The sequence below is a fragment of the Helicobacter sp. CLO-3 genome (genome assembly GCF_001854545.1).
Lineage (GTDB): Bacteria > Campylobacterota > Campylobacteria > Campylobacterales > Helicobacteraceae > Helicobacter_B.
Window position 1 is genome coordinate 111,800 of the sequence record NZ_MLQN01000001.1, and the last position, 23,528, is coordinate 135,327.

The 23,528-nt window shown below is 47.0% G+C and carries 18 protein-coding genes; 13 read left to right on the plus strand and 5 right to left on the minus strand.

The features are described from left to right. The first annotated feature begins 94 nt into the window (after window positions 1-94). The 7 genes from BKN38_RS00455 (at window position 95) to kcuS (ending at window position 9,845) form a co-directional block, all read left to right on the plus strand. On the plus strand, window positions 95-1,531 hold the full coding sequence (locus BKN38_RS00455; RefSeq protein ID WP_066458446.1) for a Mur ligase family protein: 1,437 nt from the start codon (window positions 95-97) through the stop codon (window positions 1,529-1,531). Continuing rightward, window positions 1,516-2,448 (plus strand): M23 family metallopeptidase, encoded by a 933-nt coding sequence (locus BKN38_RS00460; protein WP_066458443.1) that lies wholly within the window; start codon window positions 1,516-1,518, stop codon window positions 2,446-2,448. The genes BKN38_RS00455 and BKN38_RS00460 overlap by 16 nt, the downstream gene beginning before the upstream one ends. Next, window positions 2,445-3,332, plus strand: coding sequence for a M23 family metallopeptidase (locus tag BKN38_RS00465; RefSeq protein WP_066458441.1), 888 nt, complete (start codon window positions 2,445-2,447; stop codon window positions 3,330-3,332). Before BKN38_RS00460 ends, BKN38_RS00465 begins: the two co-directional genes overlap by 4 nt. After that, on the plus strand, window positions 3,290-3,697 hold the full coding sequence (locus tag BKN38_RS00470) for a polymer-forming cytoskeletal protein (protein WP_066458439.1): 408 nt from the start codon (window positions 3,290-3,292) through the stop codon (window positions 3,695-3,697). The genes BKN38_RS00465 and BKN38_RS00470 overlap by 43 nt, the downstream gene beginning before the upstream one ends. Continuing rightward, window positions 3,675-6,899, plus strand: coding sequence for a transcription-repair coupling factor (mfd, locus tag BKN38_RS00475; protein ID WP_066458437.1), 3,225 nt, complete (start codon window positions 3,675-3,677; stop codon window positions 6,897-6,899). The genes BKN38_RS00470 and mfd overlap by 23 nt, the downstream gene beginning before the upstream one ends. Window positions 6,900-7,236: 337 nt before the next feature. Next, window positions 7,237-9,462 (plus strand): carbon starvation CstA family protein, encoded by a 2,226-nt coding sequence (locus tag BKN38_RS00480; protein ID WP_066458435.1) that lies wholly within the window; start codon window positions 7,237-7,239, stop codon window positions 9,460-9,462. Window positions 9,463-9,653: 191 nt separating this feature from the next. After that, window positions 9,654-9,845: a KCU-star family selenoprotein gene (gene kcuS, locus BKN38_RS00485; RefSeq protein ID WP_066458477.1), complete on the plus strand. Its 192-nt coding sequence runs from the start codon at window positions 9,654-9,656 to the stop codon at window positions 9,843-9,845. Between the two features lie 487 nt (window positions 9,846-10,332). Here the strand turns inward: kcuS and BKN38_RS00490 are convergent, their stop codons facing one another. Together BKN38_RS00490 and BKN38_RS00495 are read right to left on the minus strand one after the other, a co-directional pair. Next, window positions 10,333-10,908 (minus strand): threonine/serine exporter family protein, encoded by a 576-nt coding sequence (locus BKN38_RS00490; RefSeq protein ID WP_082942699.1) that lies wholly within the window; start codon window positions 10,906-10,908, stop codon window positions 10,333-10,335. After that, on the minus strand, window positions 10,901-11,809 hold the full coding sequence (locus tag BKN38_RS00495; protein ID WP_082942698.1) for a threonine/serine exporter ThrE family protein: 909 nt from the start codon (window positions 11,807-11,809) through the stop codon (window positions 10,901-10,903). The genes BKN38_RS00490 and BKN38_RS00495 overlap by 8 nt, the downstream gene beginning before the upstream one ends. A gap of 113 nt (window positions 11,810-11,922) precedes the next feature. Between BKN38_RS00495 and BKN38_RS11560 the strand changes: the two genes are divergently transcribed. After that, window positions 11,923-13,467 (plus strand): amidohydrolase family protein, encoded by a 1,545-nt coding sequence (locus BKN38_RS11560; protein ID WP_066458433.1) that lies wholly within the window; start codon window positions 11,923-11,925, stop codon window positions 13,465-13,467. Between the two features lie 151 nt (window positions 13,468-13,618). Here the strand turns inward: BKN38_RS11560 and BKN38_RS10855 are convergent, their stop codons facing one another. Together BKN38_RS10855 and rpoD are read right to left on the minus strand one after the other, a co-directional pair. Further along, window positions 13,619-13,777 carry a hypothetical protein gene (locus tag BKN38_RS10855; RefSeq protein ID WP_156528329.1) on the minus strand — a complete coding sequence of 53 codons (159 nt, stop codon included), beginning with the start codon at window positions 13,775-13,777 and terminating at the stop codon, window positions 13,619-13,621. Between the two features lie 171 nt (window positions 13,778-13,948). Beyond that, a complete protein-coding gene (rpoD, locus tag BKN38_RS00505) occupies window positions 13,949-15,871 on the minus strand; it encodes an RNA polymerase sigma factor RpoD (protein ID WP_256325498.1) in 1,923 nt (640 codons plus the stop codon). Window positions 15,872-16,451: 580 nt separating this feature from the next. On the opposite strand from rpoD, the gene BKN38_RS00510 reads away from it, so the two are divergent. Then, complete coding sequence (locus BKN38_RS00510) at window positions 16,452-17,648, plus strand: phospholipase A (protein ID WP_066458422.1); 1,197 nt, start codon at window positions 16,452-16,454, stop codon at window positions 17,646-17,648. A gap of 80 nt (window positions 17,649-17,728) precedes the next feature. Continuing rightward, a complete protein-coding gene (rmuC, locus tag BKN38_RS00515; RefSeq protein ID WP_066458420.1) occupies window positions 17,729-19,222 on the plus strand; it encodes a DNA recombination protein RmuC in 1,494 nt (497 codons plus the stop codon). Between the two features lie 211 nt (window positions 19,223-19,433). Here the strand turns inward: rmuC and BKN38_RS00520 are convergent, their stop codons facing one another. Continuing rightward, window positions 19,434-20,054 carry a hypothetical protein gene (locus BKN38_RS00520; protein ID WP_066458418.1) on the minus strand — a complete coding sequence of 207 codons (621 nt, stop codon included), beginning with the start codon at window positions 20,052-20,054 and terminating at the stop codon, window positions 19,434-19,436. 434 nt (window positions 20,055-20,488) lie between these two features. On the opposite strand from BKN38_RS00520, the gene BKN38_RS00525 reads away from it, so the two are divergent. The 3 genes from BKN38_RS00525 (at window position 20,489) to BKN38_RS00535 (ending at window position 23,451) form a co-directional block, all read left to right on the plus strand. Continuing rightward, window positions 20,489-21,673 carry an FtsW/RodA/SpoVE family cell cycle protein gene (locus tag BKN38_RS00525; protein WP_066458417.1) on the plus strand — a complete coding sequence of 395 codons (1,185 nt, stop codon included), beginning with the start codon at window positions 20,489-20,491 and terminating at the stop codon, window positions 21,671-21,673. A 23-nt stretch (window positions 21,674-21,696) separates the two neighbouring features. Continuing rightward, window positions 21,697-22,812 carry a tRNA (adenosine(37)-N6)-dimethylallyltransferase MiaA gene (miaA, locus tag BKN38_RS00530; protein ID WP_066458415.1) on the plus strand — a complete coding sequence of 372 codons (1,116 nt, stop codon included), beginning with the start codon at window positions 21,697-21,699 and terminating at the stop codon, window positions 22,810-22,812. Between the two features lie 330 nt (window positions 22,813-23,142). Further along, a complete protein-coding gene (locus BKN38_RS00535) occupies window positions 23,143-23,451 on the plus strand; it encodes an ATP-dependent Clp protease adaptor ClpS (RefSeq protein WP_066458414.1) in 309 nt (102 codons plus the stop codon). Window positions 23,452-23,528 lie beyond the last annotated feature (77 nt).

The following is a 23,528-nucleotide window of genomic DNA, read 5'->3' on the forward strand; positions in this document are numbered from 1 at the left end:
GCGCTTGGCAAATATTGGCTTACGCGCCATGACAACAAAATAACAACAATAAGCCCCGAAAGTTTGAAAAATTTGGAATATCTAGGATAATGCGATGAAATCAGATTCTGGCACTTTTTCACAAAATTTGCAAAACGCGCAAACTTCACAAAACGCGCAAACTTCACAAATCTCGCAAAATTTGCAAACTTTTTCATATCTAGCGTTTTTGGAATCCAAAGGCGCAGAATACGCGCCATTTGACCCCACGCGCGCGCGCAGAATCTATGATTTGCTAAAGCCTCACATCACCTTGCCAGCGCGCATTATCCACCTCATCGGCACCAATGGCAAAGGCAGCACGGGGCGCTTTATCACGCTAGGGCTTATGCAAAAGGGCGCAAAAGTGCTGCATTTCACCTCGCCGCATATTTTTCACTTCCGCGAGAGGTTTTATAAAAATTATGCGCTTGAAACGCCACGCGCGCCAAATGCACCAGAATCTAAACTAGAATCTAAAAGCGCGCAAAATGAAGCGCAAATCACGCGTGCCAAACTAGAATCTAAAACAGCGCCAATACACACCACACCAACGCCCGCCGCGCCAGATTCTGGCGCTATCACTAGCGATGATGAGCTAGAGCGCGCGCATAGATTTTTGCAAAAGTTTGACTTCATCAAAGAAGCCAGCTATTTTGAATATGCCACATTTTTGGCACTTGTGCTAGCACAGGGGAGCGAGTATTTTGTGTGTGAGGCGGGGCTTGGCGGGGAGTATGACAGCACGAGCGTGCTAGAATCTGATTTGAGTGTTTTTACGCCGATTTCCTACGATCATCAAGAGATGCTGGGCGAGCGCATCGAGGATATCGCGACGACGAAGCTAAAAGCGATGGGCGCGCACAATCTCATCGCCCCCCAGCGCTTCCCAGAAGTCATGCAAATCGCGCAAAACATCGCAAAAAATACCACTCAAGACGCCAAACAAAATCTTGCTAAAAATCGCCCCGCACATCTCACATTTATCACGCCAAACGACATAGAATCCGCGTATAAAAACGATAAAAATATGCGCGCGTATGCCAAAAATATGGCACATTTTTTGCAGGAGAATCTAGTCGTAGCCACGCGAGCTTTGGCGTTTTTTGGCGTAGCGGTTGATTTCGCGCATTTAGCGCGGTTTGACCTGCCCGGCAGAGCGCAGAGGATCGCGCCAAATATCTTGCTTGATGTGGGGCATAATGTCGATGGCGCGCGGTGCATTTTGAAAATTATTGGCGAAAAACGCATAAAATTGGTGTATAATGCGTTCTTTCAAAAAGATGTGCGCAATATTTTAAGCATCCTAAAGCCCATAATTAGCGAGTTATTGATTATCCCTGTGTCGCACCCAAGGATTATGCCAAAGCAAGAACTGGTAAGCATTTGCGAGGAGCTTGGCATCAAGCATGGGGAGTTTAGCCATATTCAAGATGACAGCGAGTATGTCGTGTTTGGCTCATTTAGCGTGGCAGAAACATTTCTGGAGAATACAAAATGCAAGATCGATTAGTGGTTTCTATTGTCGATGAGAAAGGCTCAAAGCAGTTCTCTCTCCCGCGCAACGCGAGCAAACTCATAGTGCTTGGCGCAGTGGTGGTGTTTGTGATGTTTTTGGCGAGCTTTTTTGTCATGGACTTTTTGATGAACCAAATAAACGACATCGTCAAGCAAAAAAATGACGCCATCGCGCAATACCACTCCATCTACCAAAAAAACGCGAAGCTAAAAAACGCCATACAGCAAAAAACCGATGAGCTAGAAGCGGTAAATTCCAAAATCGACAAGCTAGAAGACATCGTCAATATCAAAAGCAATATCACCAAATACCCCCAAATGACAAAAGTCGATCTCCAAAGCATAAGCAACGCGCACAAATTGCTACTGCTAAACCTCATCCCAAATGGCGACCCACTAAAAGATTTTCAAGAAAAGGTAAAAACATCCGAGCGCATCCACCCTTTGCGTAATATCAAAGGCGTAGAGGGCGGGATGGACTATCTTACCAACCACAAAACCCCTGTGCTTGCCACAGCTGATGGCGTGGTGGTGCTCGTGCAAGAAAATGGCAAAACTGGGCTAGGAAATGTCATCAAGCTTACGCATTCTTTTGGATTCTCGTCTGTCTATGCGCATCTTGACACGCTTGCTATCAAAAAGGGCGATTTCGTGCAAAAGGGGCAAATCATCGGATATAGCGGCAGCAGCGGGCGCTCTAATGGCGATAGGCTGTATTATGAAGTGGGATTTTTAGGCAACCCGCTAAACCCAGAGACTTACGCTAGCTGGGGATTTGATAATTTTGATGTGATTTTTCAAAAAGAAGATGGGATTGATTGGAAAAATCTAGTATGGGCGATCGAAGATATCGCTAGATTACAAACATTGCGAGTGAGCTCAAGCGAAAAATACAAAAAAGAGTCTTTATGATTTTTGATCGTCGCCTTGTTTTGATGATTACCCATAAAGATGGCAGTAAATACATCAATGTCAATATGATTTTTCGGCAAATCACGCTTTATGTGTTGCTGTTTTTTTTGAGCTTGGTGTTTTTTATCATCATCTCTATTGGCGTCTTTCGCTCTGAAATCGCTGATATAAACGCTAGGACTTCACTCATCGAAGAGCGCAATGAAACGATGATGCTAGGCAATGCGATTTTGAATGATGAGATAAACCAGCGCCTAGAAGAGATAGCTATCGCGAGCGATAAGATAGACAATCTCGAAGGTGTCATAGGCGTGGATAATACGCCAAATGAGAATCTGCTAGAGCGCATCGATGTGGCGAGTATCACTGGCGCGCAAAAAGCGTTTTTTATGAAATTTATCCCAAATGGCTATCCGCTAGAGACATTTTCTGGCATCACTGACCCTTATGGCACGAGATTCCACCCGGTGCTTCGCGTCGTGCGCCAGCACACTGGCACAGATTTTGGCGCGAGAATAGGCACAGGCGTGTTTGCCACAGCTGATGGCGTGGTGGATTGGGCGGATTCTGGCTGGAATGGCGGATATGGAAAGCTTGTCAAGATTACCCATTCATTTGGCTTTAAAACATATTATGCGCATCTAAATGAAATCATCGTAAAAAGCGGCACCTTTGTCAAAAAGGGGCAGCTTATCGCGCGCACGGGCAACAGCGGCGTGAGCACCGGACCGCACTTGCACTATGAAGTGCGATTTTTGGAGCAGCCTATCAATCCCATGAACTTCGTGCAGTGGGATATGAAAAACTTTGATTCCATATTTCAAAAAGAAAGGAGCATTGCATGGCAATCTTTACTAACGACGATAAACAATCTAATGGACTAGGGCAAAAAGCCGGAGCTGCCACCATTATCGCGCAAGGCACGAAAATCAAAGGCGAGATCGACACAGACTGCCATTTGCATATCGATGGCGAGTTTGAGGGAAGTATCCGCTCAAAAAACACCGTGATGATAGGCAAAAGCGGCTTTGTAAATGGCGAAATCTATGCTAACAAACTCATCGTAAGCGGCAAGCTAAAAGGTGCGACGGAGAGCGAAAGCGTAGAAATCGCATCGCTTGGGCGCTTTGAAGGTGTCATCACTTCTACTGAACTAGTCATCGAGAAAAAGGGTGTGTTTGTGGGCGAAAGCAAGCTAAAAGGACAACAAGCGACCGCGCAAAAGAATGCTACAAGCAAATCTCTATAAAGCCTTTTTGGATGGATTCTCTAGTAGAATCCTACTTTGTCAAGACCAAGAAGAAGCGGCGAGTGCCTATCAGCTAGCGCACTATGTGTATGAGTGCGCAAACGACACTAGCGCGCAACCTGCCAAAAGTGCTAGAAACAACGCCAGCGCGCAGGCAGAATCTAGTGCAAGTTCATCTACCGACTACGCATCTGCTAAATCAAGCGCAAATAAATCCACCACCAAATCCACCAAGCCCCGCATCAAAAAGCCCATTTTACTCCCAGAAATGCGCCTTATGCAAGGCGATGATGTCAGAAGCTTTTTTGTGGAGTTTATCGAGATTCTGGCGTGTTTGCGCGAGTTTTACGCCGATGATGACTCGTTGCTTATAGCGCCCATCTACTCGCTCCTCCAGCCCCTCCCCTCGCCCAAATACTGCCAAACCTCCACCATCGAGCTAGGCAAAAGCTACGATTTAGAAGCGCTCAAATCCCACTTCCTCCACATCGGCTATGAAGTCGTGGATATGATAGAAATGGAGGGCGAGGTAAGCTTCAGAGGCGACATCATCGATATTTACCCACCCTTGCGCGCGCCTTATCGCATAAGCTTTTTTGATGGCGAATGCGATGACATACGCGAGTTTGACCTAAACACCCAGCTAAGCAAAAAAGACAGCGACAAACCCGCCAAACTTTCCGCGCTCACCATCCCACCAGCGCTTTTTTCACTAGAATCTAGCGAGTATGAAGCGCTGCAAAACGCTGTAAGTGAAAGCGAATACGAGGTGCTAAGCAAGGATATACTCTCGCTTGGCTTGTGGTATCTGCAAGATAGGATCACACTGCCACAAAGCTACGCCACCACTATCACGCCAAACGCACAAGATGAGCTAGCTGCGATTTTGGCACTGCAAATGGATTCTGGCGCAGAATCCACCCAAAATAACACACAAGAATCCGCGCTAGATTCTACCCAAAACGCCACCCAAGATTCTGCATCCCCCATCCCCGCCTTTTGGCACGCGCACCAGATTCCTACACTTCCCATGACAAAGGGCTACGAAGACATCGACTTCCGCCCCGACGCACTACAAGGACTCATCGCGCACAACAGCCAAAAGCGCCTAACCATCATCGCCAAAAACCAAACGATACTCTCCTCGCTAGATTCTGCACTCTTGCAAAACGCGCACATCATAGAATCTAGCGCGATAGTAAGCTTCATCACGCCAGATGAGCTGGTATTGAGCCTAGAGCGCGGTATCAGTGGCAAAAAGCGCGCCAAACGCCCACGCTTTGCGCTAAATGAGCTAAATGTCGGCGAATATGTCGTGCATAGCGACTATGGCATCGGGATTTTCAAAGGCATCGTGCAAAACAGCGTGCTAGGCAGCGTGCGCGACTTCATCCATATCGCGTATTTTGGCGAGGATAAGCTTTTGCTCCCGGTAGAAAACCTCCACCTCATCGATCGCTACATCGCTAGCGACGACACGATCCCGGTGATAGATAGGCTTGGCAAAGGTAGCTTTGCGCGCATGAAAGAAAAGGCGCGCGCCAAACTTTTTGAGATAGCAGAATCCATCATCAACCTAGCCGCCAAGCGCAACCTTTTGCAAGGGCAGATTATGGATTCTGATAGCGCGGAGCTGGAAGTTTTCAAGCATGCTTGTGGGTTTGATCTCACGCCTGATCAAGAAAGCGCGATAGATTCTATCATGCAAGATATGAAAAGCGGGCGTGTGATGGATAGGCTGCTTAGCGGGGATGTGGGCTTTGGCAAAACAGAAGTCGCGATGAATGCGATATTTGCCGCGTGCAGGAGCGGGTATCAGTGCGCGCTCATCGTGCCTACCACGCTTTTAAGCGCGCAGCATTATGCTTCGCTTTGCGCGCGTTTTGCGCCTTTTGGCTTGCGTGTGGGTAAGCTAGATAGATTTGTGAGCGCCAAAGAAAAGCGCGCGCTTCTAGAGTCGCTAAAAAATGGCGAGATAGATGTGGTTGTCGGGACGCATAGCCTTTTTGGCGCGGAGTTTAGGGCACTTGGGCTTGTTGTCGTGGATGAGGAGCATAAATTTGGCGTCAAGCAAAAAGAGTCGCTAAAAACGCTTAGCAAAAATGTGCATATCCTAAGCATGTCCGCCACGCCCATCCCTCGCACGCTAAATATGGCGCTTTCACAGATAAAAGGCATGAGTCGCCTAGAGACGCCACCCACCTCGCGCAAAGGCTCGCGCACCTTTATCAAATCCAAAAACGACGCGCTTATCAAAGAAGTCATCATGCGCGAGCTTCGCCGCGGCGGGCAGGTGTTTTATATCCATAACAACATCGCTTCTATCCCCTCGCTAAAAGTCTATCTACAAAACCTCTTGCCAAACCTTAGCATCGCCACACTACACTCGCAAGTAAGCGCTAGCGAGACGGAAGAAATCATGCGCGATTTCACGCTTGGCAAATACCAGATTCTGCTATGCACCGCCATCATAGAATCCGGAATCCACCTGCCAAACGCCAACACCATAATAATCGATGGCGCGGATAGGTTTGGGCTAGCAGATTTGCACCAGCTGCGCGGACGCGTGGGGCGCGGGGATAAGGAGGGATTTTGCTATTTTCTCATAAATGACAAAGAAGCTATCACCAAAGAAGCCACCAAACGCCTGCTAGCGCTCGAGCGCAACTCATATCTAGGAAGTGGCGCTAGGATCGCATACCACGACCTAGAAATACGCGGCGGGGGCAATCTCATCGGAGAATCCCAAAGCGGACATATCAAAAACATCGGCTATGGCTTGTATCTACGACTACTAGAAGATGCGATAAACACGCTAAGCGGGCAGGCAAACATCGATGAAAAAGGCGTGGAGCTTCGCATAAGCGTGAGCGCATATCTAAGCCCAGAGCTCATCGCAAGCGATGCACTGCGACTAGAGCTTTATCGCAGGCTTTCACTTAGCCAAGAAGTCTCTGAAGTCTCTGACATAGAATCCGAAATCCGCGATCGCTTCGGCGCGCTAGATGCGATGAGCGAGGCGTTTATACAGCTTATAGTCATAAAGATTCTAGCAAACAAAAAGCATATCAAGGCTATCTCGCATTTCGGGCAAAACATACAAATCACGCTAGAATCTGGCGAAAAACAAACGCTAAAATCCCCAAGCACCGACGATGACGATGTTTTAGCGACAATCCTAAGCCACTTGCGACAAGGGTAGAAAAATTTCCTTAAAATCAGCAATAATGCGCCCGCTTTATGCGCAAAAATGCTCTTTTGATTGCAAAATATCAAACAAAACCCTATAAAATATTGGCAATATCAAATGATTTCTAACAAACCATTTATAAATGTTACTTTATATCCATGCGCTTGGTTGATTCTCGTGTTTGTGTGGTGTGGGCTTTGATTTTACGAAAGAAAATGATAGGCTTTGAGATATTGCATTGATTTTGTGTTGGTGTTTTGTGGCTTTAAAATCTAGATTCTAAAGCCACATCGACGCCGCGCAACATCTTTGCAAAGGAGCATTTACACAAGGAAACAAGGGAGACACCATGAAAAACAAGATCGTCCAGAATCTAGTATGGCTTCTTGTCGCTGTTGTAGGGGCGTATTATTTTGGTATGCTAGCACTCAACACCGGCGAGAGCGTCAGCGCTACTTGGCTAGTGATAGCCTCTGTATGTATATATATGATAGGCTATAGATTCTATAGCAAATACATCGCAGAGAAGGTTTTCGAGCTTGATGACAAGCGCGCCACACCCGCTATCATAAACAACGACGGCAAAGACTTCGTGCCTACCAACAAAGTGATACTCTTTGGGCATCACTTCGCAGCTATCGCGGGTGCTGGTCCTTTGGTGGGTCCGATACTTGCCGCGCAGATGGGTTATCTGCCAAGTATGATTTGGCTTCTTGTGGGCGTGGTGCTAGCGGGCGCGGTGCATGACTTTACCGTGCTTTTCATCTCTATGCGCCGCAATGGTCGCTCTCTGGGCGAAATCATCAAAGATGAGATGGGTAAAACCACCGGCACTATCGCGATGATTGGTATATTTTTCATCATGCTTATCATCGTGGCGATTTTGGCGATGGTGGTGGTAAATGCGCTAGCGGATTCTCCTTGGGGGCTATTCACTATCGCTATGACGATACCAATCGCGGTGCTTATGGGTGTGTATATGCGCTATATCCGCCCCGGACGCGTGGGTGAGGCGAGTGTGATAGGCTTTGCGCTGCTACTTTTTGCGCTGTATTATGGGCATGCGGTGGCTGATCCTAGCCACCCTTGGCATGAAGCCTTCACGCTAGAAAAGACGACACTTTCGCTTATTGTCATCGGCTATGGTTTCATCGCTTCGGTATTGCCTGTGTGGCTACTGCTCGCACCTCGCGATTATCTAAGCACATTTTTGAAAATCGGCGTCATCGTCGCTATGGCAGTAGGGATTATCATCGTAAATCCTTCGCTTCAAATGTCAAAAGTCACTGCATTTATCGATGGCACGGGTCCGGTGTTTGCTGGGTCTATTTTCCCATTTTTGTTTATCACTATTGCGTGCGGCGCGATTAGTGGGTTCCACGCGCTTATCTCTAGCGGCACTACGCCCAAAATGGTAGAGCGTGAGACGCACGCGCGCCCTATTGGCTATGGCTCGATGCTTATGGAATCACTCGTTGGTATCATGGCGCTAATTGCTGCTTGTATATTGGAGCCCGGGCTATATTTTGCGATAAACTCACCTCTAGCTACGCTAGATCCGGGCGCTACAAGTGCTGTCACTGCAAACCTAGGCGAAGTCGAGCACAACCTAAAGATAATCCTAGCAAATGCTGGTTTCAAGCTAACACCAGAAGTGCTAGAAGCAGGGCATTTTAGCAACCTTATCGCCACCACCACGCAAAACATCGGCGAGCAAACGCTCATCTCAAAAACCGGTGGCGCGCCTACTTTTGCGGTGGGGCTTACACAGATTCTGCATCAAATCGCGGGCGGCAAAGAATCCGTGGCGTTTTGGTATCACTTCGCTATCTTGTTTGAAGCGCTATTTATCTTGACAGCGGTGGATGCGGGGACTCGCTCCGGACGCTTCCTCATACAAGATATTTTGGGGAATATCTATAAGCCTATGGCAAATACGAAGTCGTTTGTGTGGGGGACGCTGGCTTCATTTATCTGCGTGGTGGGCTGGGGATACCTGCTCTATCAAGGCGCTATCGATCCGATGGGCGGAATCCACACGCTATGGCCTCTCTTTGGTGCGAGCAACCAAATGCTAGCTGGCATCGCGCTGCTACTTGGCACGGTGGTGCTTTTCAAAATGGGCAAAGCAAAATACAGCTTCGTGACGATTATCCCGGCATTTTGGGTGCTTCTCACCACGCTTTATGCTGCATTCCAAAAGCTATTGCCAGCAAATGGCGAGCGCGTGCATGACGCGGTAAGCCATGTCGCCACAGCGCAAAATCAATCTGCACTTAGAGAAAAAGCGCTCGGCTTTATCGCTAAGCTTCAAGAAATGGGTGCTGATGCTGGAGCGATGCTGGAAGGCAAAACGCTTGAAGGCTGGCAAAAAGTCGCCGACAAAGCCTCTATACTCATCCACAACCACACGCTAGATGCGGTGCTTTGCGCGCTATTTATCGTCGTCACTTTTGTGGTGATTTTTGCGACTATCAAGATTTGCTATCTCACCTACATCGGCAAAGGCGAGAAATTCTCGCTAAAAGAAGAGCCTTATCAAGATATCAAAAACTTTGACTTGGTAGCGCACTAATGCAAAGGGTGGAATCTATGCGAGTGGTGGATTGTGTGGGGGCAGAATCTGTGGCGCCAGAATCTAGCGCGCTGGATTCTGGCGCGCAAATCGCGCCAGCCGCAGAATCTATAGAATCCATAGAATCCGCGCCAGCCGCTAGATTCTACCCGCCTGTGGTGGTGCGCGAGGAGTCTAGATTCTCCCATGTCATGCGCACCATACGCACTTGGTATAAAAAAAGCGATAGATTTTTCCACCTGCTAGTAGGTATGCCAAGCTATGACAAATATGTCGAGCACATGCGCACCAAACACCCAGATAGAGAGATAAAATCGCAAGCCGAGTTTTTCAAAGAAGCACTAGATGCCAGATATAATGGCGGAGTAAATCGCTGCTGCTAAATTGGCTTTTAGAATGAAGTGGGATTTGATAATATAGCTTAATTGCGCAAATGCGCGTAAAGTGCAAGTAGGCGCAGAGGTGCTAGAAGTATCGCCTTTGCCAAGAGAGCAAGCGAGGGAATATCTGCTTTTTAAAGATTAGAATCTAGATTCTGCTTTTAGTCTTTTGTTTCTGGCCTTTAGATTCTAGCCTTTTGTTTTTAGTTTCGCGGATTTTAGTTTTGGATTCTGGCTTTTTGGATTTTAGTTTGCGACGCTGGTAGCTTTACGGGCAAAAAGCGCACAAATCTAGATTCTAGCCTAGAATCCAAACCCTGCCTAGCGCAAAACAAACCCAGAATCCAAATCACGCAAGCGCAAATCCAAGCTGCGCGCCAGCGCAGATTCTAAGCAGAATCTAAAGCGCGCTTCAAAACACGAAAACCTTTAAAAGCCATTCAAATCCCAAAAAGCCCTTTAAAAACCCAAAATCCCAAAAACTCGCCCCCTAATGCTCGCGCACAGAAAACTTTTTCATCCCGCGCGTCATCATAAAGCTTTGCTCATAAAAAATAGATAGCACCACCAGCACGCCCGCCACGAGTGCTAGCGACACCGAAAACATTATCGTAAAATTATCAAAAAACAACAGCAAATAATCTAGCCGCGCCTTGTCATCGCGCTGCTGGATAAAAGTAAGCAGCGAAATGATGCTTTTATACCCATAGCTTCCCGGAAACATCGGCAGAAGTGCTGGGAAAACGACCACTTCTATCGGCGCTTTGACGCGCTTTGCCACGATTATCGCCAAAAGCCCGATACATAGGCTCGCACAAAAGCTAGCGCCCACGAAACCAATGCTAAGTGATTGCATCAAAATGAGCCTTGTGACATAGCCAAACCCCGCGAAAAAGGCACTCCAAAGCAGCGTGCGCCTAAGCGGATTTAGCCCATAGGCAAAGCCAAGCCCCGCGATAAAAGCAAAGCAAAAATCAAGCATCGCTTCTAAAACCAGCGAATTATGCCAGTTTTGCGCGTATAGAATCTCTTGCAAATGTGGATATTGCGAAAGTATATTAACCATTTAGAATACTCATTTTTGTGATAGCAAGCGTGAGATACACGCCCGCAGCAAGGCAAATCATAAGCACCATCATATTTATCATGCGGCTTATCCCCATAAGCGTGTTTTCATGGATGATATCCACAAAGGCATTGATAATGAGCGCGCCGGGTATGAGATAGAGGATGCTCCCGCCGATAGCCACATCTGGCGTGCGCGAAAGCCCAAGCCACACGCCGATATACGCCACAAATGAGACGATAAAAGCAGTGAAAAGCAGCTGCGCGCGGTTATCAAGCCTTATACGCACAAACGCCTGCCTCACCCAAAATCCCACAAAACTCCCCATAAAAATGCAAAGCAGCGCGCCAAAATCGCCATCAAAAAGCTTGCAAAAAGTGGCATTGCCAAGCGCTATGAGAAACGCGCCAAGAAGCAGTGGGAGCGCCCTTTGTGCGCAGATGTATTGATAATGCGCGCGCGCCTCTTCTAGCGAAAGCCTATCATCATATATCTGCCAGCTAAGCGCGCTAAGGTTTGAGATGAGTGCGAGATTCATCGCGATGTAGGTGTTTTTTATGGCTTGGGTGCGGCGGTTGTTGTAGTTTTGCTTGTCGGTGATGTTTATGGTGATGTATTTGAGAAATACGCTTAAATGCGCGTCATATCCGAAGCTCTGGGCGATGCGCTCGGTGCATTTGATGATGCGCGAGGTGTATGCGCCGCTTTTGAGTAATGCGCTAGAATACGCGCATAAAAAGTCGCAGACTTCTTCTATTGATGGCTTTGTTTGCGAGGGCTTATTTTGTGATGTTTTGGTGCTTTGCACTTTGTCGCGCGATTTTTTGCTAGATTTGTCTTTGCCTTTTTTGCTTTCAATCTTGCTTTTGGTGGCGGATTTGGCGCTAGATTCTGCTTTCATAATGCGTTTGCCTTTTTATGCGCTTTTGATTTGGTGTTTTGTGGCGAAAAAGTTTGGCGATTTTAATGTATTTTTGATTAAGATTTTATAAGCAAATGTAGCAAAGGAAAAATATGCAAATCATCGGGGCTAGCTGGGTAATGCTGTGTGATGAGGCGTTTGGCATCATCAAAAATGGCGGCGTGGCGTATGAAAATGGCGAAATAATCGAAGTCGGACAATATGATGCGCTGGTGCGTAAATATAGGCTTGCAGACGAGGCTAATAATAGGCGCGAGGCAGAATCCAGCGCAGAATCTAAAAAGGCAGATTCTAGTGATATAGATTCTAGCGCGCTAGAATCTATATCTGCCACATTCCACCACGACAGCGTGCTACTACCCGCACTCATAAACGCGCACATTCACTTTGAGTTTGGCGGCAATACGACGAGCTTTGATTATGGGGGTTTCGAGGCGTGGCTTAGCAGCGTGATGCAAAAGCGCGAGGGTGTGCTGGCACTCGTGCAAGAGATGCTAGCGCGCGGGATACAAGAGCAGCTGCACGCTGGCGTGGGTAGCGTGGGCGCGATATCTAGCTATGGTGGCGATATGGAGGCGCTTGCGGCAAGCCCGCTCAAAGTGGTGTATTTTAGTGAGGCGATAGGGTCAAATCCCGCGATGATAGATACGATGATGAGTAGCTTTGTCGAGCGTGTGGAGCGCGCACGAAAGCTTGCGAAAAATACGCGCTTTGCCAAGCCCAGATTTTTCCCAGCGGTGGCGATCCACTCGCCTTACTCCGTGCATAGCGAATTTGCTAAGCGCGTGCTAGAGTATGCGCGCGAGAATCTAGACGCTCCGGGTGCTTGTGGAGATTCTGGCTCTTTTGGTGATGCTATTGTGGTGAGCGCGCATTTTCTAGAGTCAAGCGCAGAGCGCGCATGGCTAGAATCTGGCAAGGGCTGGTTTCATAGATTTTACACAGACATTTTGCGCGTGCCAAACCCGGCACCGATGTATGATATAGATAGCTTTTTGAGATTGTTTGAAGGGCTAAAATGCGCGCTCGTGCATGGCACGCACCTAAATCACGCAGAATCCACGCGACTCATCGACGCCGGACACAGCCTCATCACCTGCCCGCGCAGCAATCGCTTGCTTGGCGGGAAGATGCTAGATTTTGGCGCGCTAGATTCTAGGATTTTACAGCGGCTAGGCATCGGCACAGATGGCGCTAGCTCCAATGCCAACACCAACCTGCTAGATGAACTGCGCGCGGGGCTTTTTGGCATGGGTGGTGATTTGGCTAGGTGGGGTGGTTTTGGTGTGGCTGGTGATTGTGGCGAGGCGGGCGGCTATAAAAAAGCGGGCGATGTGACGCGTGACGCTTATGTGGCAAATGATTGTGATGCAAATGATAGTCGCGCGGGCGATCATAAAAAAAGCGGACTACAAAATGGGCTGCAAAATCTAGCGCAAATCCTCCTGCTTGCTGCCACCAAAAATGGTGCGCAAGCCCTAGGACTCAATAATGGCGAGCTAAAAAAGGGCAAAGACGCGGATATCGCCGTGTTTCACATACAAGGCATAGCAGATTCCAGCCAGCCAGAAGTGCATTTTATCCTACTAGCAAAACAAGTCTCAGCCCTCCTCATCAACGGCACCCCCGCGATATAAAACACAAAGCAAAGTTTTGCTTTGTGTTAGCAAAACTTATTTGGCAAGTTTTCTTTAGACAAAATCGCAGAATTCTAGAATCACAAAAATAAAGACTGCAGATTTTAAAATGCCAAAATCTAAAAATGTAAAGAGCCTAGATTCTGCGGTTTTAGAATCCTATGCTTTTGGCGTTTGTGGCATCTTTTTTCAAAAGTACCTCGTTTTTTAGTGCGGCGAAAAGCTCGGAGGCGTTTTTAAATACTTTAAATCGATGCGCCCGCGCGATAGCGGCAAAGCCGCCGGGCGTGATATTTCGCAGTGCTTGCAACCTTGTCTAAAATCCTAGAATCCACCGCCTTGCCACTAGATTCTATCCCCAGGCGCACGCAAACAAATCGCGCATTCCTAACGCTAGCGCGCCGATACGCGCTTTTGCTGGTGTCTGGCGCGCGCAAAACGATAGCGCCAACACCAGCGCATGCAAACACGCGAGCAGTGCCTATTCTTCTATATAGTTTTTCAGCTTTCTGCCGACTTTTGGGTGTTTTAGCTTTTTTATCGCGCTAGATTCTATCTGTCGCACGCGCTCGCGCGTCACATTGAGCTCTTTACCTATCTCTTCTAGCGTGCGATCACTCTCATCATCAAGCAAGCCAAAGCGCATTTTTATCACGGATTGTTCGCGCTCATTTAGCTGTGCTAGCACCTCATCGATTTGCGCGCGCAAGTCTTCTTTGAGGATATAATCCATAGCACTTATCGAGTTCCTATCCTCGACAAAATCACCAAACTTCCCATCATCATCATTCCCCACCGGCGCTTCTAGGCTCACTGGCTCTTTGGTGATTTTTATCACATTTTTTACCTTATCCACACTTAGCCCCACTTCTTGCGCGATGATATCTACATCAGGCTCTTTGCCGGTTTCTTGCACATATTTGCGCATGATTTTGTGGATTCTGTTTATTGTCTCTATCATATGTATAGGGATGCGTATCGTGCGCGCTTGATCGGCGATAGCGCGCGAGATAGCTTGGCGGATCCACCAAGTCGCATAGGTGGAGAATTTAAACCCCTTTTCATACTCAAACTTATCTACCGCTTTCATAAGCCCTATGTTGCCCTCTTGGATGAGATCTAGGAAGGGCAATCCGCGGTTTGTATATCGTTTGGCGATGCTTACGACTAGGCGGAGGTTTGATTTTGCCATTTTGGTTTTGGCTTGGTCGGATATGGATTTGCCGCGCTTGATTTGCTCTAGAATCTCTTTTAGCTTTTCTGGGTCTAGGTTAAACCCGCCCTCACTCGCCTCTTTTGTCTGGAAAAGCTTTTTAAGCTCCATATACACGCTAACCATCGTCGTCTCTGGCACCGCGTTTGCGATGTCTTCGCGGCTCATATTGGTGATGTTTGCTAGGATTTTTTGGTGATTTTGCACGAGCATTTCATTAAAAAGCGGGAGTTTATACTCTAGCCTTGCTAGCTCGCGCTCAAATCCATCGCCATTTTTTAGGCTATTTTCCATCGCTTTCACGATTTCATTGATAAGCTTGCTCGTAGGTCCTAGGTCTAGGAGCTTACTTTTTAGGATTTCTTTTTTGTTCGCCAGCGTCAAAATATACATAAGCATATCCGCTTCGTTTGCGTCATCCTCTGGCTTAGTGTCAGATTCTAGCACTTTTAGCCACTCTTTTTTTGCTTTATCAAGCGCTTTGAAACTCTCTAGCACCTTGTCTATGCGACGCTGGTCTTTTTTGGATATGGGGCGCTTGCTCTCTTCGCCTTCCTCCTCGTCTAGCTCATCTAGCTCATCCTCTGGCTCGTAGTTCTCGCCTCCCTCGCCCACTTCATCATCAAAGCTTTTGAAAAGCTCTTTCACGCGCCGCTCGCGATTGATAAGCGCCTCTTTATAATCATAAATAAACTCTATGAGATAAGGCACGGAGCAAATCGCATCTAGGATGATATTCTCGCCAAACTCGATTTGCTTGCTTAGATCGATTTCTTCTTGTTTGGTAAGCAGCTCTATCTGCCCCATCTCACGCAGATACATACGCACCGGGCTATCGCTCCTGCTCCACTCTAGCAGCTCGCGCTCTTTCATGAAGTCAAACTCATCCTCTAGCTCTTCATCCAAAATCTTTTTGCGCTCTTCTTCGAGCTTGATTTTATCTTGCGTGTTTAGCGTTTTGGCAAGCTCGGATGCGCTTACGAGGCTGCATTTATACTTTTTGGAAAGCTCAAGGATTTTTTTGACTTGCGCTTGGGTGGGCGGTTTTTTGAGGATTTGCGCGATGCCCTCATGTGAGACCATTTTTTGTTCGGATTTTTTGAAAATATCTTCTAGCTGTTGGGTGGTTGTTTTTGCAGACATATTTGAAGCCTTTTTGGTGGTGTAGCAGACAGCTAGCCAAGCTAGCAACTAAAGCTTTGCCAAGAATCTTAAAGAGTCTCAAGAGTCTTGGAATCTCAAGAATCTTTGAATCTCAAGAATATTCGGGTTAGAGATTTCTTGGGTAGCCTATAATCGACCAAAATTTTTATTTTTTAAAAATTTTGTGAAAATTTTTGGCGCTTCGTTTTGGCGCCGCTTTTTTGGCGGCTTTTTTAATGGCTTTTTGGTGACTTTTTGGCGCGTCGCCTCTTGACAGATAGCTACTATCATCCTTTATAATTCTATCTTGCATCTTTTATAATTCTATCTCGCATTTATAATTGTTTTTTGCAAATGTTTGGGAAATGTTTTTGGGATGTTTTAAATATTTTTTGGAGATTGTTTGCCGGGATTGGTTTGTGGAGATTGTTTGCAAAAATTGTTTGGAATATTTGGCAAATTTGTGTGAATTTGGGCGCACTAGAATCTAAATCGCCCAAAAACTCGCAAATATTTACCAATCTTTGCTAAAATCCGCGCCGCTTTTTGCAAAAAATCAAAATCCAAAAATCCACACCAAAACACCTTTAAACATCATTTTTCAAATCTCAATCCTTAAGGAGAAAATATGCCTTTTGCTTTTTGCTGTCGTATCGCGCGCTTGATGCTGGCGGGCGCTGTGCTTTTGGGCGCTTCTTTGGCGCTGGCTGATGATGTCGCGCCAGAATCTAAAGTGCCAGAATCTAAAATATCAGAATCTAAAGCGCAAGATTCTGCCAGCCCAGATTCTGCTAGCCTAGAAAAAACGCAAGATTCTAGCGCACTAGAATCCGCCAGTCCAAAATCCCAAGATTCCGCAGCGCAAGATTCTGCCAATCTAGATTCTGCCAATTTAGATTCTAGCCCAGATTTCCCAGAATCCAAATCCGCCGCCCAAACTCTCCCCCTGCTAAGCCAAAGCACCGACCCCATAAGCCCGATTTACGATGAGTCCAGCATATTCCCCGCACCCAAAAGCGAGAAAAAGCGCAAGCGTAGAGAATCCGCGCAAAACTCCTATGAATACTATATGCGCCTGCTAGAGCACGAAGGGCTGTATTTTATGCTGCTGCAGAGCTTCCCGCCCTATAATGTCTATGGCAACAACCTAAACACCGAGTTTAAATTCCAAGTAAGCCTCAAAATGCCCCTGTGGCGCGGCGCGTTTTGGACGAAGGGGACGCTGTTTTTTGGCTATACGCAGACTTCGTGGTTTCAGCAGTTTGACTACAGAGAATCAAGCCCCATACGAGATAACAACTACAAGCCAAGCCTTTTTTACTCCTATCCTATCGAGCTAAAATCCGGCGACTTCACGCTAAAAGAGCTGCGTCTAGGCGCGGTGCATTTCAGCAATGGCGTGGGCGGGAGCGAGTGCTATCGAGAGAGCTTTGATGTCCCCACCCCGCCGGGCTGCCGCTCTAGAAGCGCTGCCAATCGCATCGTGTTTGAAGCGCTCGCCTCATACAAAGGATTTGGCGCGCATATCAGCGTGTGGCCATACATCTCTAGCCGCAGGGACAATCCGGACTTGGATAGATACCTAGGATATGGCGATTTGAAGCTGTCTTATCGGCACAAAAGGCATCTTGTCGAGCTAGAAGTCAAGCCGATTTTTGCCGACTATCGCCAATACCGCGCCTCGATGCGCACAGGCTACTCATACGTGATAAATAAATTTGTCTCGGTGTATGTGCAGCATTTTTATGGCTATGGCGATAGCTTGTATGAATACAATATCATCTCACACCGACTAGGCATAGGCTTCAGGGCGACTAGCTTTTGATGAGATTATTTGGGTGCGACATGCTATAATCGCGCACAAAGTCGATTGAAAAATCAGCGAAGAATCTAAAAGGCTAGCGGATGATGATATATGGATTATTGGGGCTTGTGGCGGCTTTTGGCATGGCTAGCGTGTGGTGTCTGCTAGGATGGCAGCGCACGAGGCTCATGCTAAATCAAAGCGAGATAATACGCGCAAATAGCGAAAAAATAAGGCAAAGCACCGAGCAAAAAACGCTTGAGCTAGAATCCATACTAGAAAGCTTCAATAAAGAGCACGCGCGCATCAGCCTAGAAAACGCCACTTTGAGCGCTAGGCTAGAGAGTGCCAAAGAGCTTTTGGCAGATAAGCAAAAAATGATAGATGAAATAGCCGCGCAAAATAAGCTAGACAAAGAAGCACTAGAATCCAAAAACAACGAGGCGCTTGAGAAGCTAGAAAAACAATACGCCAAAAATCTAGAGAATCTAAAAATCGAGCTTGACAAGCAGCTAGAGGCGCAAAAATCTGCTATGCTAGATCAAAATAAGCTTATGCTAAATAGAGACTCAAAAGCTGTGCTAGAGGAGATTTTCACGCCGATAAAAACGCGCGTGGAGGAGTATTCTAAGCAGCTTTTGCAAAATGAGGCGAGCCTAAAACAAAACATCGATAATATCTTCAAATACAGCCAAGAGATGAGCAAAAGCGCGCAGGCGCTGGGGCAGATTCTGCGCGGGGATAAGAAGGTGCGCGGGAATTTTGGCGAACTGCAGCTAAAAAGCGTGCTAGAGAGTAGCGGACTCATCGAGGGCGAGCAATACAAACTCCAAGCGCATTTCAAAGAAGAGGGCAAAAGCTACGCGCCAGATGCTATCGTGCGACTGGATGAGAATCGAAGCATTATCATCGATGCGAAATTCCCGCTGCCTAGCGAGCTAGAACTCGGCAGCGATGCGACAAATACGCTAGAGATAAGCACGCTCATCGCCCCACAAATCGCCAAAAATCTAAAAAATCGCATCGATGAGCTAGCCAAAAAGCCCTATGCTAGGTTTGATGAGAATACTTATGATTTTGTGCTGCTATTTTTGCCTTATAATAATCTTTTGGATCTCGCGTTGCAGGGCGATAGCGCGCTGTATCAATACGCCTATGACCGCCAAGTGTATCTCACCACGCCACAAACGCTTTTCATGGCGCTGAAAACGATTAGCATCACTTGGGTGCATATACAAAGTGATGCGAAGATTCACAAGGCGTTTGAGGAGATCGGCAAGTTTTATGATAAGTTTGTGGGGGTTTGCGAGGATTTTGATAGGCTAAATCGCGCGCTAGATTCTGCCCTGCGCGCATCAACTGATATGGAAAACAAAATGCGAAGTGGCAAGGGCAGCCTAGAATCTAGGTTTGACACGCTAAAGGCACTTGGCGCAAAGACAAACAAATCCATACCAAAAGCGCAGAAAAATGCTATCGCAAATAATGGGCTGCTAAGTGTCGAAAATGATGAAAGCGCGGAAGATGTCGAAAATATGGGAAATATCGAGAATATCGAAAATATCGAAGGTGCTGAAAATATCGATAATGCCTAGAATCTAGGTGATGGTGAGAAGTAAAAATATCGAAACAAAAATATCTAAGTCAAACTAGCGATGCCAAATCCGCGCCCAAATCCGCATCAAAGGCCAGAATCTAAAATATCGCAAAATCTAAACACTAAATCTAAATAGTGGAATCCAAACGCAAAATCTAAAATTAGGCGATGCGCTGATGAAGCGCGCCAAAGCGTTTATGATTCTCCGCTTACGACTCTCCGCGCTCCCAAAGTCGCCAATACGCTCTATACATATCATTTGGCGAGGCTTGTATTTTGGCAAACTCATAGCAGCCCTCGCGGAATCCTAGCGCGCACGCGCGGTGATAATACGCTCGCGCGGCGTTTATGTCATTTATGTCGCTAAAAAGCATCCATTGCGCGGTTTTGAAGCACGAGAATCCATAGCCCGCATTGCAGGCGTGTATGTCTTGTGCGGCATAGTTGAGTAGCTTTTGGATTTTGGCTTGCTCTCTAGATTTGGAGGCTTGCGAGATGCTTGCTGAAATGTTTGCCGAGATGTTTGCTATAGCAGAATCTATCGCGACAATTTTTGGTTTGCCTGCTTTTTTCTTGATAGGTTTTTGCGCGAAATGTCCTTGCAAGATAGGTTGTTGTGTAACAGGCTGCTGTGTAATAGGTTTTGGCGGCGTGGGTTTGGTGGATGCTAGCATATGAGATGCGGGCGTGGGCTGTGAAGTGCGAGATTTTGGCATGCTAGAATCTAGCGCGCCTCTTTCACTAGCACTAAGCATACTCGCGCTCACAAAAAGCAGCACGAAGCCAAACGCCATCCATAGCATGAGTTTTCTGATTTGTGGATTTTGCATGATATCTCCTTATCGATTATATTTACTTGCATTTGCGCCTTTTGGCGCTAGAATCTAAATCGCAAATTTTTATAAACAATTAAATTCTAAAACTATCGCGGGTGGATTCTAATTTGGTGGATTCTAGGATTTTGGGATTTTAGATTCTGCTTTGGGATTCTAGTTTTTATGTTTTGCGAGCTTGTGTGTTTCAAGGTTTTAAAAGAGTTTTTGGTATAAAATCCGCGCCAACAAATATAAAATTAGCAGAGCAAACAAATCATCAAAGCACCGCACAAACGCAAACAAAACGCAACAGCGGCGGCAAAACAAAATAGACAAAGCAGACAAGCAAGCAAAGCAGCAAGCAACAACAAAGCGAGCGAGCAGGCAAAATAGGCAAACAGGCAAAACAAACGCGCATCAACAAGCAACAAATATACGCAAGGGTGGCTATGGCGGATTCTCGGGCAGATTTTCGGCTTTTTTGGTATGTGTGCGCGCTGATGACTATCGGCGTGGTGATGAGCTATTCGCTCTCATCCTACACCGTGCTTTTGTATCATTATGGCGAGTTGCATTTTTTTGCTAGGGAGTTTGTGAGCGCGATTATTGGGATTTTGCTTATGTGGATGCTCGCACAAATCGCGCCGGAAAAATACTTTTTGAAGTTTGGGTTTTTGCTCTTTTTTCTTTCATTTATCATGATGCTTCTTATGCCATTTTTGCCAGAGAGTTTGGCGACTTCTGCGGGTGGGGCGAAGCGCTGGATACGCCTGCCTTTCATCTCTATTGCACCCAGCGAGTTTTTCAAAATCGGCTTTGTGTTTTTCCTCGCGTGGAGCTTCTCGCGCAAATTTACCACACAAAACAAAAAGCGCACGATAGGACAAGAGATTTTGGTGGTTTTGCCTTATATCGCGGTGTTTTTGATAGCGGTTTTGCTGATAGCTGTGATGCAAAATGACTTGGGGCAAGTCATCCTCCTAGCGCTCACACTTGTGGTGATGCTAATCGCAGCGGGCGGGAGTGCCGGGCTTTTTGGGATTTTGCTGCTTGCTGCTAGCGTGGTTACGACGATATTTATCACGATATCACCCCATAGGATTCTGCGGCTTAAGCTTTGGTGGGCGAACGCGCAGGATTCTATCCTAGCGCTCCTGCCGCAAAAAGTCGGCGATGTCTTGCGCGTGGATAATCTGCCAGAACCTTACCAAATATACCACGCCACCAACGCCATCTATAATGGCGGGATGTTTGGCAGCGGGCTTGGCAATGGGACGATAAAGCTTGGGTTTTTGAGCGAGGTGCATACGGATATGGTGCTAGCTGGTATCACGGAGGAGTTTGGATTTATCGGGCTTAGCGTGTGCGTGGTGCTGATGATGCTGGTGGTTTTTCGGATTTTCAAAAACGCCAATCGCGTGCAAAATGATGTGTATTATTTGTTTTGCGTGGGTATCGCGATGCTTATTGGCGTGAGTTTTATCATGAATGCGCTTGGCGTGGCTGGGCTCATCCCGCTAAAAGGCATCGCCGTGCCTTTCCTAAGCTATGGCGGAAGCTCGATGATAGCAAACTCGCTTGCCATAGGGCTGGTGCTAAGCCTCTCGCAAAAAGCGCAATATCATAAATCCTAGCGCAAATTGCGTGCAACATTTCTATGGCAGAATCTATAAAAAAACAAAAAGCGCCAGAATCCGCAAGTAAAGGGCGCGCAAATCAAGCATCTATAAATCAAGAGTCCATAAATAAAAAATTCGCTCTTCAGCCCGCGCCCCCGCATCTTATCGCCATAGTCGCGCCCACCGCTAGCGGCAAAAGCGCGCTTGCTTTAAGACTCGCGCGCGCTTTGGATGCGGAGATTTTCTCTATCGACTCGCTAAGCATTTACAAACACATCGACATCGCCTCCGCCAAACCCACCAAAGCCGAGCTTGCAAGCGCGCATCATTATGGCATCGATGTGCTTTTGCCAGATGAGCATTGCAGTGCTGGCGTGTTTTGCGCGCTGTTTGAAGAAGCGATGAAGCAGTGCCAAAAGCCATTTTTGCTAGTCGTGGGCGGAAGTGGATTCTACCTAGACTGCTTGATAAATGGCCTCTCACCCATGCCAAACATCGCGCAAGACGCCTTAGGCGCGATAAATGCGCGCATAGATTCTATGCCCGATGCCTACGCCTTCTTAGAATCTATCGATGCGGATTCTGCGCGCGCGATAAAGCCAAGCGACACATACAGAATCCGCAAGCTTTTAGAGATATTTTTCGCCACGCAAATGCCCCCAAGCGCGTATTTTAGGCAAAATCCAACCGCACCAATAATCCAAAAAATCGATATTTACTCTATCATCACGCCGCGCGAGGAGCTCATCGAGCGCATCAACGCCCGCTCGCGCGAAATGGTGGATTCTGGGCTTATCGATGAGGCGCGATTTTTGCTAGAAAAATATGGGCGCGACATACAGCCATTTAAGGCGATAGGGCTGAAAGAGGCGCTGGCGTATATTGATATGGAGCACGAAACGAGCGGCGAAAAAGGTCGCGAAAAAAGTCCTAAAAATAGTGGCGAAATGAGTGGCGAAAAAAATCGTGAAATGGATCGCGAAAAAAGCGATAAAATGAGTCGCGAGGAGCTGGCGACACTTATCAGCATCCACACGCGCCAGCTAGCCAAACGCCAAGCGACCTTTATCCGCGCGAAATTTGCCAGCGCGCAGAATCTAGCGCTTGATAAAATAGAGGAAAAAATACTGCAAGATATGGAAAAATATCGCTAAAACGCGGAAAAATAGCTAGAATCTACTTTCTAGAATCTATTTTTTGGGAGGGCAAACCTAGATTCCAAAACTTAGATATTTTAAAACTAGATTCTCGCGCTAGATTCCAAACTAGATTCTGCGCGCTTTTGCACCACATTAGCACTTTTTGGATACAATGATGCCTTTATGTTTGGGCGCATTTGGGTTTGTCGCGCTTAGTGCGTCGCGCCTAGATTCCTAGATTTGCGCGCGATTTTAGCCCTTGCGCGCAAGCCCAAGATGCCAAGATGCAGGGAATTTTATAGGAAATAAAGATTTGGGGAAAAAATTGGGAATAAGGAGCAAATTATGCCAGATTCTAGCACGCAGCAAGCCTGCTTTACCAAAGCCGACCTATCGCTAGAGACGCCAAAAATGGTGCGCGTCGTGCTGCTAAATGATAATTATACGACTATGGAGTTTGTCGTGTGGGTGCTGCAAAATATCTTTGCCAAAAGCCATGATGAAGCGGTGAAAATCACGCTTGAAGTGCATCAAAATGGCAAGGGGATTTGCGGGATCTACCCCTATGATATAGGTGAAAGCAAGACGCAAGAGACGATTTTGGCGGCCGAGCAGGCGAAATTCCCGCTAAAAGTTTTCACAGAATCTATTTAAGCTTTTAGCCCGCTGATGCGCGCCATTAGCGCATCAAATAGCAATCAGCGCAGCGCTCAAAGCGCCTTACGCATAGC